Source organism: Rhodococcus sp. KB6, assembly GCF_001445685.1.
Classification (GTDB): domain Bacteria; phylum Actinomycetota; class Actinomycetes; order Mycobacteriales; family Mycobacteriaceae; genus Rhodococcus_F; species Rhodococcus_F qingshengii.
In genome coordinates, this window is record NZ_LNAK01000120.1 from 155877 (window position 1) to 173674 (window position 17798).

Sequence of the window (17798 nt, forward strand, 5' to 3'; positions counted from 1 at the left end):
TGAGAACGCGTATACAAATTAGGTACCTGCAATGACAACAACAACTCGAGCGGTAGCCGCACCGGCTCTGGTCCTCACAGCCGCCGCGGCAGCGCAGTTCCTGGTGGCCTTCGACATGTCGGTCATCAACGTCGCACTGCCCGACATCCAGGAATCGCTGAACTTTTCCGACGCCGGGTTGTCCTGGGTCGTCAACGCGTACGCCCTCGCCTTCGGCGGACTGCTGCTTCTCGGCGGTCGTCTGTGCGACGTGATGGGCACTCGTCGAGTTCTGGTTTCCGGGCTTCTGCTGTTCGCCCTCGTCAGCATCGTCGGCACCTTCTCCGTGTCCGCCGAAATGCTTGTCGGAGCTCGGGCACTTCAAGGCGTCGGCGCTGCACTGATCGCGCCGGCCGGGCTCGCCGCACTCAGTCAGGCCTTTCCCACCGGACGCGCCAGGGCCAAGGCATTCGGCATCGGCGCAATGTCGTCAGCACTGGGCGGCGCACTCGGTGTCGTCCTGAGCGGCATTTTGACCGAAGGGCTCAGTTGGCGATGGGTGATGTTCGCCGGCGCACCAGTGGCCCTGATCGCCGCAGTTGCCGGTGCCCGTGGCCTGCCGGCCGGCCAAGCCGCCAGAGGCGGCTCCCTCGATCTCCCCGGAGCCATCTTGGCGACGGCCGGAATCACCGCCCTTGTCGGCACAGTGATCGCCACGGAATCACATTCCTGGACTTCGGGTTACGTGCTGGGTGGATTCGCGCTCACGATCGCGCTGCTCACTGCTTTCGTTGTGGTCGAAAGCCGCTGCGCCACACCACTGGTACGACTGTCCACCCTGCTTCGACCCCGAATCGGACTGGCCAACGCCATCATGTGCCTGGTGTGCGCGGCACAGTTCAGCGCGTTCTTCTTCGTCTCACTCTTCCTGCAACGCGGGCTGGGCTATTCACCGACCACCACCGGTCTGGCTTTCCTGCCCTTCTGCTTCGGCCTGGTGATCGGCATCCTCGCGTCCACCAAACTCCTTCCGCGCTACGGAGTTCGACCGCTGCTCGTAGTCGGGACAGCAGTCGCCGCAATCGGAACTTTCATGTTTTCGACCATGAACCTCGACAGTCCCTTCTGGGCCGTCATCCTGGTGCCTTCGCTTCTGGCGAGCATCGGCATCGGTCTGTCGTTCATGCCGCTCAGTAACGTCGCCACCGCCGACGCTCCCCCCGAAGAAGTCGGCATGGCATCCGGGCTACTGAGTACATCGCGTCAGATCGGCGGTTCACTCGGACTAGCCGTTCTCGTGAGCGTCGCCGCTTCCTCGACGGCACGTTCGGACAGCGCGCCGACCGAAGCACTGGTTTCCGGATACTCCCAAGCCCTCTTCGTCTGCTCCGGCCTACTGCTGGCCGGTACCCTCCTGTCCTTCTTCTTCCCACGAATGGATCGTTGACCTCAGATGTTCACCACCCGAACCGCATTCGGCATCGTCTCGGCGCTTCTCCTGACCGTCGCCGGCGCAAGCGCGTGCAGCAGCTCCGCCGAGTCCGACACCGCCTCTGCAACTCGCTCCGTCACCCACGAACTCGGCACCGTCGAAGTTCCGGCCTCACCGCAGCGCATTCTCGCGCTCGACGAGTACGCGGGGTTGAGTGCACTCGCACTCGGCGTGAAGCCCACCGTCGTCTACAGCACCCTGCGATCGGACGTCGCCAAGTCGATCCTGCGCGAGCAGGGCGTCGAAGTTCTCGACAAGCCGACCTTCTTCGCCAACCCCGCCGTCGAGGAGATCGCGTCCGTCGAACCCGATGAAATCTTGATGAGCAATGCCGGTCCATTACCGAGCCTGTTCGCTCAGATCAACGCCGTGGCGCCAACCTTGGTCCTCCCGTACTCGGCGCCGTGGCGTGACGTGCTCGAACAAGCTGGGGCACAGCTCGATCGAGGCAGTGAAGCAACCGCCATGATCGGAAAGCTGGAATCCGGTCTCGAAGACGTCAAGTCCGCGGCTGCCGGCCAGAGCCTTGCGATCCTTCTCGGCTACAGCGGAAACCTGTTCACCGTGCCACCGACCACTCCCATCTCCACACTGGTCACCGAGGCCGGATTCACCAGGCCGGCATCGGAAATCAACGCGACCAACAATCAAGACACCGGCACGATTTCGCCCGTCTCACCTGAACTCCTACCCGAGCATGCGGCGCAGACCGTCGCCGTACTTTCCGGGCAGCAGTACGACGCATCCATCGTGCGAAACACTCCACTGTTCGACAACCTGACACCCGATCCGGCGCACGCTCTGGACGTCAGCGGTGATCTCTGGTTCGGCAGCCATCCTTTTGCCATCTACTGGATCATCCAGGATCTGGACGGCATCGCACATGGCAAGGGGCAGAACAGTATCGGAACCCTCGACAGCGCCGACGCGCGATGGGCGGCATTCAGCGCGCTCTGACGTCCTGACGGAAGGTCAGCGGGGAAACACCCACCCGGGTGGCGAAGAACTTCGTGAAGTTCGCAGAATCGTCGAACCCCAACTTCGACGCCACCTGGGTGACCGTGTCCGTGCCGAAAGACAGCAGACGTTTCGCTTCGAGAACCACACGCTGATCGATGTACTGCTTTGCCGTCATCCCGGCAGCGGCTCGGGTGGCCCGCAGCACAGTCTTCTCGGAGTACCCGATCTTGTTGGCGTACTCCGAAACCGAACGGACCGTGGCGAAGTCACGTTCGACAACGGCATGAAACCTTTCGAACACGTCATTGTGCGCCAGCACGGAACTCTGTTCCTGTCCACCGAGATGGGTCAGTTTCAACAGAATTGCTGTCAGCGTGTGCCGCAGAATGGCCGCGCGAACGACCGGCGCGGAAGTATCCGGGCAGCCGTAGTTCAGGTTCAGGTGTTTCATACCCGTGCTGATGGTCTCGAGGTTCTCGCCGGACAACTGCCACGCTGCCTGCCGACTGCGAGCGTTCCCGTCCAACAACTGCTGGCTGACGGCATCGAGCGACGAGGGTGTGAACAGAACAACCGTCGCCTCGAAGTCCTGGATTCGCCCCCACTGTTGCACCTGCCCCGGTCTGACCCAGAACACGGTCCCCGGGCTCACCGCGTAGTTCACGAAGTCGATGGTGTGTAGCGCCGAGCCCTCGGTCACCAGCGCGAGCAAGTGAAATTGCGGACGTTGGGGGCCGACGAACTCTGCGCTTCCCCCGTTGATGCGAATGGTGTCCAGGCTGAGTACTTCGATCTCGGTCGCGTCAGCCACCGACGATGCGTACCCGACGTCCCGGACGGGTACTTGTCTGTTTTTCACTAGTTCGGGACTCATCTTCACCGTGACCGAATACCCGAATGCGACATACCGTCAGGGTATCAATCAGTTCACGCTCGGATAGGAATCTTCCAGTGCAGACATCACGCTCGGAAACAGCAGGCAAGACGCAACTCACCTACGTCTTCGACGCCTATTGCGGGTGGTGTTTCGGCTTCGGCCCTGCGTTGACGGAGTTCGTCCGTCAAAATGCCGATTCCATCGACTTGTCCGTGGTCAGCGGCGGACTGTTCACCGGTGAGCGCGTCGCGCCCATGTCTTCGGCTCCGTACCTGAAATCAGCCAACGCCACCATCGCCGCCCAGACCGGCGCTGTCTTCGGTGACGGATATTCACAACTGGTGACTGATGGGCGGTTCGTCATGGATTCGACGGATGCAGCGATCGGACTCGCCGCACTGCGCGCGCAAGATCCGACACGCGCCCTCGACATCGCGGAGGCCATGCAGATCGCGTTCTACCGAGACGGTCGCAGCCTTTCCGATCCCGAGACGTACCGATCCATCGCGGAATCCCTCCAACTCGACCCATCTGCCGCGGTGTCTTCCCTGTTCACCGCCGCCTCGAAGGATGCCGCCCGCGCTGATTTCGTCCGAGCACGCAGGCTCGGCGCCACTTCGTTTCCGACGCTGTTGTTCCACGGGAGCGACGGGTCCGTCGTGAAATTCGGTTCTCCGACCAGTACCGCGGCCGATCTCACCCGCGACCTGAACACGTGCGTGCGGGCGTATGCGGTGGCTTGACCCACGCACTTTTGCGAGCGAAAGGTACGCCCGGCGCCTTCAGTACGCCGAACGTACCTTTCGCTCAGCGTGACTTCACCCAAATCACTTCGGCCCCCCTTCTGGTTTGATGAACACCGAACGAATCGCACCAAAGGGGAAACGACAGTGGTTTCAGATCCGATCACGGGCCTGGAGATGGAACTTGCCGACATGTGGCAACGAGGACGCGCCCAGGCGCGCACCTATGCGCGCGCAATTCATCCCAAACTCGATCCGGCGCTCTACCCGGTTCTGGTCATCCTGAACCGTTCGGATGCGGTGCGGATGTCCGACCTGATCTGCACCCTCGATATCGAGAAGTCCACCTTGACCAGGCAAATCGACGCCGCAGCTCGACTCGGCCTGGTGGAACGAATCCCCGATCCCGACGACGCTCGCGCCAAGTTGGTAGCTCTGACCCCTGAGGCGCGAACGAAGCTCACGACCATCCGCAATCACCAGATAGATCGCTGGCGCGCTCGACTCGCGAAATGGGATACGGACGACATCACCACGCTGACAGCGCTGCTTCACCGACTGGGCAGTTCCGAGGACTGACGACAAATTAGTCGTGATGGGCAGCCCACTCGAACAGCCGGACGATTTACGCCGTCACGACAATTCTGCAGCAGCACGCAGGATCAACTGGGTGACCTCGTGCGGGTGGGACGCCAAGGATGCATGGCCTGCGTCGAGTTCCTCGATCTCGCGGGCACCGATACGCTCTGCCATCCATCGCTCGGTTTCCGGCGGAATCATTCGGTCCTGCCCTGAAACCTGATACCAACTGGGCTTCCCACGCCATGCCGGCGGCCCTGACGGGTCCGAGAAGCACTGACCCGCAATGGGTTTCTGCGTCAGCGCCATGACCAATGCTTCGGTGTCGTCGAGATCCTGACTGAAACTCTCCTGAAACTTGTCCGGGGCGATCCACAAGAAGCCCTCGGCGTCCGGCGCGATGTTCGCCGCGCCCGCCGGCTGATCCGTGCGGGCGAAGATACTTCCCAGGCTGTCACCCTCGTCCGGCGCAAAGGCAGCGATATATACCAGTCCCACAACGTTTTCCGCATGACCCGCGCCTGTGATCACCGCGCCGCCGTACGAGTGTCCGACCAGCAGGGTCGGGCCGTCCATCGATTCGGCCAACTTCCTGGTCCGGTCCACGTCGTCGGCGAGCGAAGTAAGTGGATTCTGGACCGCAACCACTCGATGCCCGGCGTTGTGCAGGGTGGGTATGACGTGACGCCAATGAGAACCGTCTCCCCAGGCTCCATGCACCAGAACGATGTTTACCTTCTCTGCCATGACCAACTCCTCCAGATACGCAGTGCGACGAATACTCCGACGATCGGCAAGCCTTCGAAACCCAGACCTTGCCTGTTACCCACGTTAAGGGGATCCTGGATCAATAACCATGACCAGATTGCCAAGTTTTTGTGCAGAAACGCCGAATGCTCGAGACCATCGGAGTGATCGATCCATGAGGACAACATCATCACAGCGGTACGTACCCACCACCGACGAGACTCGAACCCGGGACACCCTCTCGCACGTTCTCGAAGTCGTCCACCTTCGCGGTGATCAGATTCATCGCTGCGTCCACGGCGAGAACTTCACCGTGGAGGTACCCACTGGGGTGCGAGCACTTCACATTGCCGAGCACGGTGACATCGTGATCAGAACGCAGGGCAAAGCCCCGATCGAACTCGGCCCCGGGGAACTCGTACTGTTACCCCATGGGCATGCTCATACGATCGAGAATGCGATACCGATGCCCCCGAAAAACGAAACATGTTGGCTTTTCGGTACTTTCACACTCGACGACGTCGCAGCGCAGCGACTGCTGTCCGTTCTGCCGGACTTCGTCGAACTGCGCGCGACACAAGGGACCCCGGTCGAGTGGCTCGAGGTGAGCAGCCGACTGTTGGGCGCCGAGGTGGACGATCCGAAACCTGGTTCCTCCGTGATGGTTTCCCGGATTCTCGACCTTCTCTTCGTCCAGATCCTCAGAGCGTGGGCTCGAGCGGACGGATCGAACGGCGGATGGTTGACCGCAGCAATGGATCCACGAATCGGGCAGGCCCTCGAGGCCGTCCACAACGACCCGTCACGCAACTGGACCATCGACGAACTGGCGACGCTGTCCACCCTGTCGAGATCGTCTTTTGCGGAGCGCTTCTCGCGACTGGTCGGCCAGACGCCCGGCGCTTACATCACCGAGCGCCGACTCGACCGTGCCGCCGAACTACTCGTGCAAACCACCGAGCCGGTCGGAACCATTGCGATAACTGTCGGCTACGAATCCGATGCCGCGTTCAGCCGCGCCTTCCGTCGACGATTCGACGCCTCGCCGTTGAACTGGCGAAAGTCCAACTCCCACAATCACTGACGTCAGGTCGCAGCGATTACGCCTGCGACCGGGATCCGGCCGAGAACTGCAACGCGGAAGTCCACCATCGCGCGCTCCACGTGATTGGCGCTCGAGACCACAACCACGCCGGTCGCGCCTCGATCGGCGAGAATCCGCGCAGAGTTGATCGCATTCTCGACCGTCGACCACGAAGTTCCCTCTTCGGTGATCCGGCCCGGGTTGACGCCGTTGGCAACGAGCCATTCGCGCATCGCCCTGGCTTCCGTTACTCCGGCCTTCGGAGCCCCACCGCTTGTGATGATCGGAGACTGCGGGTACTGACGGGCCAGCTGGAGCGCCGCCTGAAGCCGGTCGACCAACATCGGACGCATCGTGCCGTCGTCGAAGAGGCCGGCACCCAAGACGACGATGTTCGTGCCCACGGGGTTGAGGTCGAGCAGCACGGGCGACTGGCGTGTCAGCGTCTCAGCACTCGTGCACGCGAGAATGAGAGACCGCACCGGTGTTTGGCAGCCGCCCACCGTCGACAGGATGCCGTTGACGACCGTCGTCGGAGTGATGTCGGCACTCGCTGTCGCCGGCGTCAATCCCACTCCGGCTGCGGCGATTACCGAAGCAGCAATCAATCCCTTCGTCAGAGACCTACGAACATTTGCCATGTAGCCGAACCCCCAGATTGTCGATTGTCCAGCCCACGGTAACGAACATTTCGTCGCGATTGCATCATTTGACTCAAATTTACTGTTCACTGACCGTCACACAGATTAAACATAAATATTGGGCAACAATTCGGGTTCGAAACCGTCATCTACCATCATCTCGAATCGACGCGCCTGCCGCGTTACCGATCTGAGCTGCAGCATCCCCGAGCAGGTCGGCGACACTGAACGGCAACAATTCGTTGTTGCAGATCACGATGTTGCATCCGGGTGTTCCTGCTCGCCCCGTCCCGACCATCGTGTCGAAGATCAATTCGGGGTTCGCGAAGCCGACGAGCTGTGACGGATCGTCGATGAGCGGACCACCCGACCCATGCACGGGAGGCCCGACGTACGGCGGCGGTGAAACGTCCACGATCGAAGCGACGACAAGCCGCAAGAACTCCTGGAGATAGAGATCCCGAGGCGCGTTCTGCCACACCGGATGCGAAACATACTTGCTCACCGGCGCATTCACGGAGTAGAAGTCCTCGCCCGCGTTCACCCAGGTCAAGAAGCCGTACCCCCATTGGACGGAGAGGGCGCGGACAACTCGTCGAGGTAGGCGGAGTCGATCAACGTCTGATCACGCCACGCGCCTCGTTGCACCATCAGCTGACCCAGTCTGGCCATGTCTCCCGGCCGCATTGCCAATCCGAGAATCAGACACCTTCACAGAGAACCACAGACGCATCACGTTTGGGAAGAGTCCGCCTCCATGCCGATTGCGCGACGCGCTCCCAGCGCCATGGTGACCTGTACAAGGTCTTTCGGTGACGACAGGTCAAGTCCCGTCAGGGAACTCGCTTTACGCAGGCGGTACACGACCGTGTTCGGGTGTACGTGCAACTGCCGAGCGGTGGTAGCTCGATCGAATCCGGAGTCGATGAAAGATTCGAGCGTCTCGAGCACGGCAGGATCGGACTCCAACGGCGACAACACATCTGCGAGGATCGGCAGCGCAGCGCTCGGGCGGGTCAGTTGATACTCGACTGCAAGATCCTCGAGACGCACGACCCCACTTGTACGGCCGTACTTTCGGGCAACGTTCAGCACCTCGCGCGCCTGCGACACCGCTGCCGGAATTGCCGGCGGTGCCGCGACATGTACGGCGGCAACCGTCGATGCACCGATGACCTTCTCGAGATCACCCAATCGTCGACACAATGAAAGATACTGCGGACTCGACGCCCAGTTCCCCTCAGCGGGTTCCGATTCCACAATAGGAATCAGTACGGCTCCGCCACTGCTCCCGAGCACCCCGAGCGCTTTGTCACGCCCCACCTGATCGAGCTCTCGTTGCAGGTGGCGCACCTTTCTCCGCTCGGCGACGGCAGTGTCCACCTCGGTCGAGGACTCGTCGTCATTCCGTTCGACGTGCAGCGCCACCACCCAGTACAGGCGCGCCAACCGGATGCCCACATCGTCGGAGACCCGATCAACATCGACACCCGTCGAAAGTGCTACGAACAATGACCTTCGCGCAGAATCCTCGTCCGTCTGGGTGGCGTGGTCGGAACCGTAGCCGGCAAGAACCGCCGACGCGGAGGCCGCGGTGTATGCATTCAAGAGTCGTCCGGTGCGGGCAAGTGCGACACCGTCTTCCGGGACCGCCCATTCGCTGATGGTCTCCCACCACAGCCCGGCAGCCAGGTGATATGCCCGCAGCACCTCACCGAGCGGAACCAATTCCTGAGCCCGTTGGCGAGCCGATTCGCTGATGTCGGCGAGCAACTCGGGCGCCAGATCGGCGCCGGTCCGCAGCATCGAAATGAACAGTTCCAGATTGCGCCTCACGATGGTGGTGACGTCGTTACGTAATGCCTCGTCAGGGAGCAACCGGTAGAAGGTGACGTCGCGGTGGACCAGATCGACTGTCTCAATGACCAGTGGATGGGTGCGTTGCGCCAGTCGGTCGGCCAGAGATCTGCCACCAACCAGGATCGGCTCGAACGGCAGATCTTTGTTTCCTGACACAAAACCCTCCACAGAATTGAATTGCCACCACAAGGCCGACCTGCCTTTTTCCTATCACTATGTAACCCACGCCACTCACGAATTCACAATCAGCGGCGTAACTGGAAGTCCCACCTTCGACCAAGAGGAGCCTCGAGTGACGTGGAAAACGCGCAGCGCAGCCATTCTGGCAGGCGTCGTGGCTGCCGGTTCGATCGCGGCTCTCGGGACCGGTGTGTCGAGTGCCGAGACACCGGTCAGCACTATCCAGTACGTCGCACTCGGCGATTCCGCGGCGGCCGGCCCACTGGTCACCGCGCAGGACTCGTCGTCACCGGGCTGTCTACGATCACTCGACAACTACCCGTCCGTGGTGGCGCGAGAACTCGGCGCTGAACTCACGGATATGACCTGCTCGTCGGCGCGATCCGCCAACGTCACGGACACCGCACAATCGACGTTCTCCGGTCAAGTATCACCGCAGGCAACAGCATTGGGGCCTGATACCGACCTCGTCACCATCACCATCGGTGCCAACGACATCTCGTTGTTCCCGACAGTTCTGAGCTGCGTCAATCCACTCCCCGAACCCGCCGGAACGTCCTGCCGTGACAAGTTCACCTCCGGTGGCGTCGATCAACAGCGACAGATGATCGAAAATGCGTCCACAGGTTGGAGTTCCATGATCGAAGTCGCGCAGGATCGAGCACGGTCGGCGCGCATCGTCGTGGTCGGATACGGCACATACATCCGTGGTGGCGGCTGCCCCGACACTCAGCCGTTCTGGCCGCGCGACGCCGACTATCTCCAGAGTGTGATCGACTACGGCAACACGGTCATGGCAGCAACTGCGGCCCGTCACGGCGTCGAGTACATCGACATCACCGAAACCACTGCCGGGCATGACATCTGCACGGACCCTGCCACTGCTTACTACACGGGAATCGTCCCTACCCAGCCGGCGGTTCCACTGCATCCCACTGCGGCCGGGATGCAGGCGATCGGGAAAACGGTCGCCGACGCTCTGTCCTGAGCTTCTCCCCCAGCACAATTCATTCAGCACTCGCGAAAAGGGTGGAACAATCATGTCAATTCAACGAGACGCTCCGCCGCTGCCGTCCGTCGACGGCGCCCCTGTCGGAACACGCGACAAACTTCTCGGCGGCACACTCGTCGCACTGTTTCTCGCAAACATGCTCAACTTCTTCGACCGGGCGATCCCCTCGGTCGTTGCCGAGCCGATCAAGAACGAGTTTTCGCTCAGTGACTTGCAATTGGGATTGATCACCTCTGCATTCACCCTCGTCTACGCAGTCGCAGGACTGCCTCTGGGCCGGTTGGCCGACACGAAGAACCGTCCCAAGATCATCGGGATCGGACTCCTGGTGTGGAGCGGACTGACGGCAGCAACCGGTGCCGCCGGCAGCTACGTGCTGTTCATTCTCGCGCGTCTCGGCGTCGGTGTGGGCGAAGCGACCTTCACACCCGCAGCAAACTCGATGATCGGCGATATCTACCCGGCGGAACGACGCTCACGCGCACTTGGTGTCTTCATGCTCGGTTTGCCGATTGGCCTCATGCTCGCCTACTTCACCGTCGGCAAGATCGCCGAGGCATTCGACAGCTGGCGTGCACCGTTCTTCCTCGCGGCGATTCCCGGTGTCCTGCTTGCAGTCGTGCTCTACCGCATGGCAGATCCGGTTCGTGGTGGTTCCGAAAGTCCGGAGGCCCGCGCAGCCGCTGTTTCACAGGCACCGATCACCCGCCCGATCCGTCGCCTGCTCGCAATTCCCACGCTTCGTTGGCTCATCCTTGCCGGGCTGACGTTCAACTTCGCCGCCTACGCAGTGAATTCGTTTGTCGTCCCACTGCTCATGCGCCAGTACCACCTGAAGCTGACTGCGGCGGCATCGGTCACGGGCATCATCGTCGGAATCACGGGCCTGATCGGATTGCTTCTCGGCGCTCGCTACGCGGACAAGGCCAGCGCACGCTCACCGCGCGCACGGTTGATGATCGGTGTCGGAACCTCGGCATTGGCGGCACCTTTGACGGCGCTGGCACTGTTGCAACACGGCGGAAACGTCGTGATGTTCACGCTCTTGTTCTCGGCCGGGTGGCTTCTGGCCTACGGCTTCTACATCAGCGTCTACCCTGCCATTCACGACGTCGTGGTTCCCAGGCTCCGCGGCACTGCGACGGCGCTGTTCTTCGCTGCCATGTACCTTCTCGGCGGATTCTCCGGACCGGTTGCCGTTGGAGCGATCTCGGACTGGTTCGCCAAGCGTGCGCTTGCAGATGCCGGTACCGGGAAGTTGGCTCAGTACGCCGGCGACGGGTTGAACTCGGCCATGTATCTCGTGCCGATCATGTTGGCACTCACCGCGGTATTCATCTACCTGGCTACCCGCACTGTAGGCAAGGACTCCGCGCGCATGCAAGCGGAGCTGAGCCAGGCCTGACCGACAAGTTCACGGGCGGTGGCGGGACCCTGAGGCCCCGCCACCGCCGAGTTCAGTTGACCGTAATCGCCAGAGTCGACAACATGGACCGCAACATGTCCGGCAAGCGAGCGATCATTCGCTGCTCGGTTATCCGAACGGAGACGGGCGCGGCCAGCGTCGCTCGCCACAGTTCCGGTTGATTCTTCATCAGGTTGTTGTAGACCGGGAGCAACTGATCGTTGATGTAGGTCCAACGACCATCCCGGTCCGCCCAGTTGAAGTCCGGAAGCGGCGTTTGCACAACAGCATTGCCCACCGCGAACGAGAGCGGGTTCGACTCGCGTGGCGGCACGACGCCAGGCATCGACGGTGATGCGGCGAAGGTGGTCAGGTAGGTCAACGAGCGACCAACGCTGCCGCGGTAGGCCTTCGCCTCGTCCCACTGATCACCCACCGACTGGTACTGCTCCCTTCGCAGCAGACGCACATTGCCGTCGAAGACCGATTCCGGTGTCCCCGAAGCAATGTTGTTCCACGCGATACGGGCGTTCTCGTCGAGCAGCCCTGCGCGATCGAGTTCGGCGATGCCGTCGACACCGTCGTGAACCCACGCCATGTGCATGGGAATCAGGTCCGAGAAGATGTGTTTGCTCATCGCAATCACTTTCCCCTGGAACCACATCACGTCCTCGGGGCGAATCTCGTGGCCGACCTCGAGAAGTGCCGCAATGTCCTCGGGTGCTCCCATCGACGATGCAACCGGCGACCCGATGCGGTCGATCTCTCGCCAGACCAGTGCCATCGCCTCGCTGATCGCTTGGACTTCCAGCACAACCCGCCCGTAGTCCAAGTCGAGGAGTCCACCGGCGAAAGCGGGCCCGACCATTCCTCCCATACCTGCCCACTGCAGCTCTCGATGCTCGAGCTGGAGTCGCTCGTAGAACTGGAAAGTGTTGGTGAGGTTTCCGAGATTCGCGTGCACACCGTCGAACGGAGTCCACGAAGCGAGATCGATACCTGCCGACTCCGTCCCGACCGCGAGCCAGTACTGCTTGAGCAGTGTCTGATAGCGATGCGGATCCACTCCCGAGGCTCGGGCGGTATCCACCAAAGACCGCAGCGTCGCGGAATCCGATGGCAGAGAAGGATGCAGGCCGCCCGTGGCTTCGGCGTTTGCGTTCACTGCTTCCAGGTCGAGGTACCTGTCGAGCTCACCAGTACCCGCGGACGCCCTGCCTCCCAGTACGACGGCACCGCCGATACCTGCCGAAGCAACGAGAACCGTACGCGCAAAATCCCTGCGCGTCAGAGACTTCCGCAAGCTCATCGTCCCTCGGCTTCGTCGAACGTCTTTGCCAGCCAGGCGATGTCCTGCATACCCAGCTGATCGGTCACCGTCTTGTACAGGTTGGTCACGTAATCGAGCGGCCCGCACTGCGACGGGAGCAGGTCCACGTTGCCGCCGTCTGCTCGATATGTCTGCGCCAATTGCTCTGCCTCACTGAAGGGAACGAGAAAGTCGTCCTCACAGGAAGAAATCAGAAGCTTGGAAGCCGGCGCCTGCTTTCCCAACGTGTTGTCCGCATACGCCGCGGCCAGCGCAGGGATCGTTCGGGGCGAAGGGTTGGCGAGTAGGACGTCGAACGGAACGAATGGGAGTCCGAGGTAGAGCGCCTGGCAGGACGCGCGGAAGGCTGCGGCGACGTTGTGACCGATCGGAGTCAGATGGTCGTCGAGCCGAACGTCGGGGTAGCCCGCGTCGAATCCGAGAATGCTCGAGAAGACGAATCCGGAACCGATCCCACCGGCCGCTGTTTCCTCGAACGTTGCGGGGTCGATCATCATCGCCTGAATGGCACTGGCCTGGACGTTCAGTTCCGGCGCATAATCATGGGCTTGTTCCGCGGCAAAGCCCGCTGCGACACCGCCTCCGGCGACACCGTAGATGCCGACAGGGGTGTCTGATTCGAGGCCGCCTTCCGGAAGCGCGAGTGCTGCCCGAACGCCGTCGAGCGTTGCCTTCCCTGAGAACTGTCCGATCGAGAACGGATGGGGAGCAGTGTCGCCGTCGTTGCCGACGTCGCTCATCATCACTGCCCAGCCGTGGCCGAACATCTGAGCCACCGGGCCGAGCGCCGAGAACATCGCCGGGTCGCTCTGATTGCCGCCGGTCCACTGGTGACTTGGTGCGCAGTTCGCGCCGAGGCTGTCGTTCGCCTCGGCGTATCCGATGATCTTGCGATCACCTGGCGCAGTTCCGTCCTCGGGAATCATCAGAATTCCGGTGCTGATCACCTGCCGACCGAAGTGATCAGTGGTGGTGTACATGAGTTGGTGAGCCGAGACCACGTCGGGACGGACCTGGTAGACCTGCACGCTGACCGGACGCGCTTTGAGAAGTGTGCCGGGGGCGGTACCCGGCTCGATTTCAGGTTCGTCGAACCACGGATCATCGGACGAGAGCCCGAGTGGAGTCAATTCGGTGGAAATGTCAGCGCCTTGGAGTGCCTTCACGACCAACGGGTTGAACACGTCGGCCAGGTCGACGGTCTCCTGCGCACCAGCCGGCGACCCCACCGCAAACAAGGCCACTGCCAGGGCCGATGCCGTTCCGGCGCGCCATGACCACCGTCGCCACGTCGAGTCAAACATCGTTCACGAGTTCCTTACTTTCGGGTAATGAGCACCCCTACACTCCCATTCACCTGCATTAACAGACAAGTCGGGCACCCATCCGTTGGCCGAAAACCTCGATCGGGCTTAGGCTGACGGCACCTGTCCGGCAAGTCTGGCGTGGGAGGTTTGTCTGTGAGTGCTCCGACCCGTGTATCGCGAGCTACCGGCGATTCACTCCAAGCTCGACCGCGGCCGTCCAACATCACGTGCAAGATTCTGATGGCCGTGACAGGACTGATCTTCGCCGCTTTCGTTCTCGTCCACATGATCGGAAACCTGAAGGTCTACACCGGTGCCGATCACTTCGACGACTACGCACACTGGCTACGAACGGTGTTCGAACCCTTCCTGCCCTACGAGGGACTTCTGTGGATTCTTCGCATCGTCTTGCTCGCGTCATTGGTCGCACACGTCTGGTGTGCCTGGCTGCTCACCGTCCGCGGACGCCGAGCTCGAGGAAAATTTCGACGTAAAGGTCTGGGAATCAAGTCCTTTACAGCGCGCACGATGCCCGTCACCGGAGCTGTGCTGCTGCTGTTCGTCATTTTCCACATACTCGACCTCACGACCGGAACCCGACCCATCGGCAGCAGCGAGTACGAAGCGGCCACGCGCACACAGAGTTACGCATACGACAATCTGATTGCCAGCTTCGAGCGTCCGCTGGTGGCAGCGTTCTACATCGTCGCGATGGCTCTGCTGGCAATGCACCTCGCGCACGGACTCTGGAGCGCGGTCAACGATCTCGGCGTGACCGGCCAACGACTGCGCCAGATTGGCGTTGCACTCTCCGGAATCTTTGCGCTCGTCGTGATGGTCGGAAACATGTCGATCCCCATCGCGGTCATGACCGGCGCCATCTCGAAGACAGGAGCGTCATAAGTGAACAGCTTCGAACTCGACGATCTGCGCAGCATCGGGACACCGGTGGACGGTAAGGTCCCGGCCGGCGATCCGGCGACGGCCTGGCCCACTCGCAAACTCGACTACAAGCTCGTCAGCCCACTCAACCGGCGCAAGTTCACGGTCATCGTCGTCGGTACCGGCCTCGCCGGCGCGGCCTGCGCCGCCTCCCTCGGTGAACTGGGCTACCACGTCGAGTCCTTCACCTTCCACGATGCACCCCGCCGTGCACACAGTGTCGCCGCGCAAGGAGGCATCAACGCTGCTCGCGCTCGAAAAGTGGACAACGACAGCCTCGCCCGCTTCGTGAAGGACACCGTCAAGGGCGGTGATTTCCGGGGCCGTGAGGCCGACTGTTTCCGTCTCGCCGAAGAATCCGTACGCGTCATCGATCACATGAATGCCATCGGGGCACCGTTTGCTCGCGAGTACGGCGGCACTCTGGCCACCCGATCCTTCGGCGGCGTTCAGGTGTCGCGCACGTACTATACGCGCGGGCAGACAGGCCAGCAGTTGCAGATAGCGTCGTCGCAGGCACTGCAACGTCAGATCGCAGCCGGAACGGTCAACCTACACACCCGAACCGAGATGCTCGATCTCATCGTTTCGGACGGGCGAGCACAAGGGATAGTCACACGCGATCTCGTGACCGGTGAGATCGGCGCCACCACAGGCCATGCCGTCGTACTGGCATCCGGCGGCTACGGAACCGTATTCCACAAGTCCACACTTGCGAAGAATTCCAACGCCACGGCCGCGTGGCGAGCGCACCGACGCGGTGCGTTGATGGCTTCACCCTCGTTCATCCAATTCCATCCGACGGCACTTCCCGTCAACTCCGAGTGGCAGTCGAAAACCATTCTGATGAGCGAATCCCTGCGCAACGACGGCCGGATCTGGGTACCGGCCAAGCCCGGAGACGATCGTGAGCCCGGCGACATTCCCGAAAACGAACGCGACTACTACCTCGAGCGCAAATATCCGGCGTTCGGGAACCTCTCTCCCCGCGACGTCTCTTCACGGGCCGCCCGCGAGCAAATCGACTCCGGTCACGGCGTCGGTCCTCTGAAAAACAGTGTGTACCTGGATTTCCGCGATGCGTTGGCACGGCTCGGCCGCAAGACCATCGAGGAGCGATACGGAAATCTGTTCTCGATGTATCGCGACGCCACCAGCGAAGACCCCTATACGGTGCCGATGCGCATCGCCCCCGGAGCCCACTTCACCATGGGAGGACTGTGGAACGACTACGACCAGATGACCTCCATCCCCGGCTTGTTCGTCGGTGGTGAGGCAGGCTGGGGATACCACGGAGCCAACCGCCTCGGCGCCAATTCGTTGCTCTCGGCATGCGTCGACGGCTGGTTCACCCTCCCGTACGCGATTCCGAATTATCTTGCGCCGCTACTCGGATCCACTCCACTCGAACTGTCCGATCCCGCTGTGACGTCGACGCTCACTGACGTGAGGGGTCGGGTGGACCTGCTGCTCTCGGTCGGCGGAACACACGGCCCCGACAGGTTCCATCGACAACTGGGCGAGATCCTCTATGCGGGTTGCGGTGTCACCCGAACGGCCGAGGGCTTGACCAAGGCGATCGCCGAAATCCGCGCACTGCGAACCGATTTCTGGTCGAACCTGCGAGTTGCCGGCAGCGGAAACCAGTTCAACCAGGAGTTGGAAAGGGCCGGCAGGGTAGCCGATTTCCTCGAGCTCGCCGAACTGATGTGCGTCGATGCTCTCGATCGTGACGAGTCCTGTGGAGCGCACTTTCGTGCCGAACATCAGACTCCCGAAGGCGAAGCGCAGCGAAACGATCAGGACTGGTGCTTCGTCTCCGCGTGGGAAACCGCCCAGGACGGCAGACACGTTCGACACGACGAGCCGTTGTCCTTCACCGCTGTTCCACTGCAGACGAGGAACTACGTATGAAAATCACCGTGGACGTGTGGCGCCAATCCGGACCTGAGTCGTCCGGCGCATTCGACACCTACCAAATAGACGACGCGACGGTGGAGATGTCGCTGCTGGAGCTCCTCGACCGACTCAACGACCAACTCGTGGAGAGCGGCAACGAACCCATCGCCTTCGATTCCGACTGCCGAGAAGGGATCTGCGGGTCCTGCGGCATCACGGTCGACAATGTTCCCCATGGACCGGTTGCGAACACTCCCACGTGCCGTCAGCACCTGCGCAGCTTCTCCGACGGGGACCGAATCAAACTGGAGCCGTTCCGCTCCGCAGCCTTTCCCGTGGTCCGAGACCTCGTCGTCGATCGCTCTGCGCTCGACCGGGTGCTCGAAGCCGGTGGATACGTTTCGGTCAATGCAGGAACCGCGCCGGACGCAGACAGTCAGCCGCTCTCGCATCAAAGTGCCGAAGCTGCACTGGACTTCGCCGCGTGCATCGGCTGCGGCGCTTGCGTGGCAGCCTGCCCGAACGGTGCCGCGCACCTCTTCACCGGGTCCAAACTGACCCACCTGTCTCTCGTCACGCAGGGCCGCAACGAACGTGGCAAGCGGGCCCGAGCGATGTCGCACCAGATGGAGGCCGATTTCGGGCCGTGCTCGACCTACGGTGAATGTGCGCAGGTGTGTCCCGCGGAGATACCGCTGACCGCGATTGCCGCTGTCAACAAGGAATCGATGCGATTCGGATTGCGGCGCAAGGACAACTGA

Annotated in this window: 19 protein-coding genes; 10 read left to right on the top strand and 9 right to left on the bottom strand. The window is 61.8% G+C overall.

Annotated features, from left to right (window positions below):
- Positions 1–31 precede the first annotated feature (31 nt).
- Positions 32–1426, top strand: coding sequence for an MFS transporter (locus tag ASU23_RS17155; protein WP_003942889.1), 1395 nt, complete (start codon positions 32–34; stop codon positions 1424–1426).
- A 6-nt stretch (positions 1427–1432) separates the two neighbouring features.
- Positions 1433–2428 carry an ABC transporter substrate-binding protein gene (locus ASU23_RS17160; RefSeq protein ID WP_042446360.1) on the top strand — a complete coding sequence of 332 codons (996 nt, stop codon included), beginning with the start codon at positions 1433–1435 and terminating at the stop codon, positions 2426–2428.
- Here ASU23_RS17160 and ASU23_RS17165 read toward each other — a convergent pair.
- A complete protein-coding gene (locus tag ASU23_RS17165) occupies positions 2415–3242 on the bottom strand; it encodes an AraC family transcriptional regulator (protein ID WP_030536057.1) in 828 nt (275 codons plus the stop codon). The genes ASU23_RS17160 and ASU23_RS17165 overlap by 14 nt on opposite strands.
- Positions 3243–3382: 140 nt before the next feature.
- Between ASU23_RS17165 and ASU23_RS17170 the strand changes: the two genes are divergently transcribed.
- Positions 3383–4051 carry a DsbA family protein gene (locus tag ASU23_RS17170; protein ID WP_007730785.1) on the top strand — a complete coding sequence of 223 codons (669 nt, stop codon included), beginning with the start codon at positions 3383–3385 and terminating at the stop codon, positions 4049–4051.
- A 147-nt stretch (positions 4052–4198) separates the two neighbouring features.
- Positions 4199–4630 (top strand): MarR family winged helix-turn-helix transcriptional regulator, encoded by a 432-nt coding sequence (locus tag ASU23_RS17175; RefSeq protein WP_003942924.1) that lies wholly within the window; start codon positions 4199–4201, stop codon positions 4628–4630.
- Between the two features lie 54 nt (positions 4631–4684).
- Here the strand turns inward: ASU23_RS17175 and ASU23_RS17180 are convergent, their stop codons facing one another.
- The gene (locus ASU23_RS17180; RefSeq protein ID WP_047269408.1) at positions 4685–5377 is read right to left on the bottom strand and encodes an alpha/beta hydrolase; all 693 of its coding nucleotides are present in this window, start codon (positions 5375–5377) and stop codon (positions 4685–4687) included.
- Positions 5378–5567: 190 nt separating this feature from the next.
- The gene (locus ASU23_RS34920) at positions 5568–5735 is read right to left on the bottom strand and encodes a hypothetical protein (RefSeq protein ID WP_225320434.1); all 168 of its coding nucleotides are present in this window, start codon (positions 5733–5735) and stop codon (positions 5568–5570) included.
- Between ASU23_RS34920 and ASU23_RS17185 the strand changes: the two genes are divergently transcribed.
- On the top strand, positions 5658–6461 hold the full coding sequence (locus ASU23_RS17185) for an AraC family transcriptional regulator (protein ID WP_253741395.1): 804 nt from the start codon (positions 5658–5660) through the stop codon (positions 6459–6461). The genes ASU23_RS34920 and ASU23_RS17185 overlap by 78 nt on opposite strands.
- A gap of 2 nt (positions 6462–6463) precedes the next feature.
- Here ASU23_RS17185 and ASU23_RS17190 read toward each other — a convergent pair whose 3' ends face one another.
- The 4 genes from ASU23_RS17190 to ASU23_RS17200 are packed head-to-tail and all read right to left on the bottom strand — an operon-like array spanning position 6464 to position 9118.
- Positions 6464–7192, bottom strand: a complete 729-nt coding sequence (locus ASU23_RS17190) for a YdcF family protein (RefSeq protein WP_054781017.1) — start codon at positions 7190–7192, stop codon at positions 6464–6466.
- Positions 7193–7247: 55 nt separating this feature from the next.
- Positions 7248–7655 carry a hypothetical protein gene (locus ASU23_RS17195; protein WP_156423168.1) on the bottom strand — a complete coding sequence of 136 codons (408 nt, stop codon included), beginning with the start codon at positions 7653–7655 and terminating at the stop codon, positions 7248–7250.
- On the bottom strand, positions 7652–7774 hold the full coding sequence (locus ASU23_RS35105) for a hypothetical protein (RefSeq protein ID WP_256520072.1): 123 nt from the start codon (positions 7772–7774) through the stop codon (positions 7652–7654). The genes ASU23_RS17195 and ASU23_RS35105 overlap by 4 nt, the downstream gene beginning before the upstream one ends.
- A 60-nt stretch (positions 7775–7834) precedes the next feature.
- Positions 7835–9118, bottom strand: a complete 1284-nt coding sequence (locus tag ASU23_RS17200) for a CdaR family transcriptional regulator (RefSeq protein WP_058038471.1) — start codon at positions 9116–9118, stop codon at positions 7835–7837.
- A 136-nt stretch (positions 9119–9254) separates the two neighbouring features.
- Here ASU23_RS17200 and ASU23_RS17205 point away from each other — a divergent pair, with 136 nt between their 5' ends.
- A complete protein-coding gene (locus ASU23_RS17205; RefSeq protein ID WP_058038332.1) occupies positions 9255–10130 on the top strand; it encodes an SGNH/GDSL hydrolase family protein in 876 nt (291 codons plus the stop codon).
- A gap of 52 nt (positions 10131–10182) precedes the next feature.
- Positions 10183–11559 (top strand): MFS transporter, encoded by a 1377-nt coding sequence (locus tag ASU23_RS17210; RefSeq protein ID WP_003942962.1) that lies wholly within the window; start codon positions 10183–10185, stop codon positions 11557–11559.
- Positions 11560–11611: 52 nt separating this feature from the next.
- Here ASU23_RS17210 and ASU23_RS17215 read toward each other — a convergent pair whose 3' ends face one another.
- Positions 11612–12868 carry a hypothetical protein gene (locus ASU23_RS17215; RefSeq protein ID WP_052959792.1) on the bottom strand — a complete coding sequence of 419 codons (1257 nt, stop codon included), beginning with the start codon at positions 12866–12868 and terminating at the stop codon, positions 11612–11614.
- The gene (locus ASU23_RS17220; RefSeq protein WP_058038333.1) at positions 12865–14193 is read right to left on the bottom strand and encodes a lipase family protein; all 1329 of its coding nucleotides are present in this window, start codon (positions 14191–14193) and stop codon (positions 12865–12867) included. The genes ASU23_RS17215 and ASU23_RS17220 overlap by 4 nt, the downstream gene beginning before the upstream one ends.
- Before the next feature lie 156 nt (positions 14194–14349).
- Between ASU23_RS17220 and ASU23_RS17225 the strand changes: the two genes are divergently transcribed.
- The 3 genes from ASU23_RS17225 to ASU23_RS17235 are packed head-to-tail and all read left to right on the top strand — an operon-like array spanning position 14350 to position 17798.
- Positions 14350–15099, top strand: coding sequence for a succinate dehydrogenase cytochrome b subunit (locus ASU23_RS17225; protein WP_047269404.1), 750 nt, complete (start codon positions 14350–14352; stop codon positions 15097–15099).
- Complete coding sequence (locus ASU23_RS17230; RefSeq protein ID WP_054781015.1) at positions 15100–17052, top strand: fumarate reductase/succinate dehydrogenase flavoprotein subunit; 1953 nt, start codon at positions 15100–15102, stop codon at positions 17050–17052. It abuts the gene before it with no gap.
- On the top strand, positions 17049–17798 hold the full coding sequence (locus tag ASU23_RS17235; protein WP_003943253.1) for a succinate dehydrogenase/fumarate reductase iron-sulfur subunit: 750 nt from the start codon (positions 17049–17051) through the stop codon (positions 17796–17798). The genes ASU23_RS17230 and ASU23_RS17235 overlap by 4 nt, the downstream gene beginning before the upstream one ends.

What these genes read in the sequence shown, in the direction of transcription:
- ASU23_RS17220 (WP_058038333.1), bottom strand. Translation starts at nt 14,193, where the DNA reads ATGTTTGACTCGACGTGGCGACGGTGGTCATGGCGCGCCGGAACGGCA.
- ASU23_RS17155 (WP_003942889.1), top strand. Translation starts at nt 32, where the DNA reads ATGACAACAACAACTCGAGCGGTAGCCGCACCGGCTCTGGTCCTCACA.
- ASU23_RS17160 (WP_042446360.1), top strand. Translation starts at nt 1,433, where the DNA reads ATGTTCACCACCCGAACCGCATTCGGCATCGTCTCGGCGCTTCTCCTG.
- ASU23_RS17210 (WP_003942962.1), top strand. Translation starts at nt 10,183, where the DNA reads ATGTCAATTCAACGAGACGCTCCGCCGCTGCCGTCCGTCGACGGCGCC.
- ASU23_RS17215 (WP_052959792.1), bottom strand. Translation starts at nt 12,868, where the DNA reads ATGAGCTTGCGGAAGTCTCTGACGCGCAGGGATTTTGCGCGTACGGTT.
- ASU23_RS17235 (WP_003943253.1), top strand. Translation starts at nt 17,049, where the DNA reads ATGAAAATCACCGTGGACGTGTGGCGCCAATCCGGACCTGAGTCGTCC.
- ASU23_RS17180 (WP_047269408.1), bottom strand. Translation starts at nt 5,377, where the DNA reads ATGGCAGAGAAGGTAAACATCGTTCTGGTGCATGGAGCCTGGGGAGAC.
- ASU23_RS35105 (WP_256520072.1), bottom strand. Translation starts at nt 7,774, where the DNA reads ATGGCCAGACTGGGTCAGCTGATGGTGCAACGAGGCGCGTGGCGTGAT.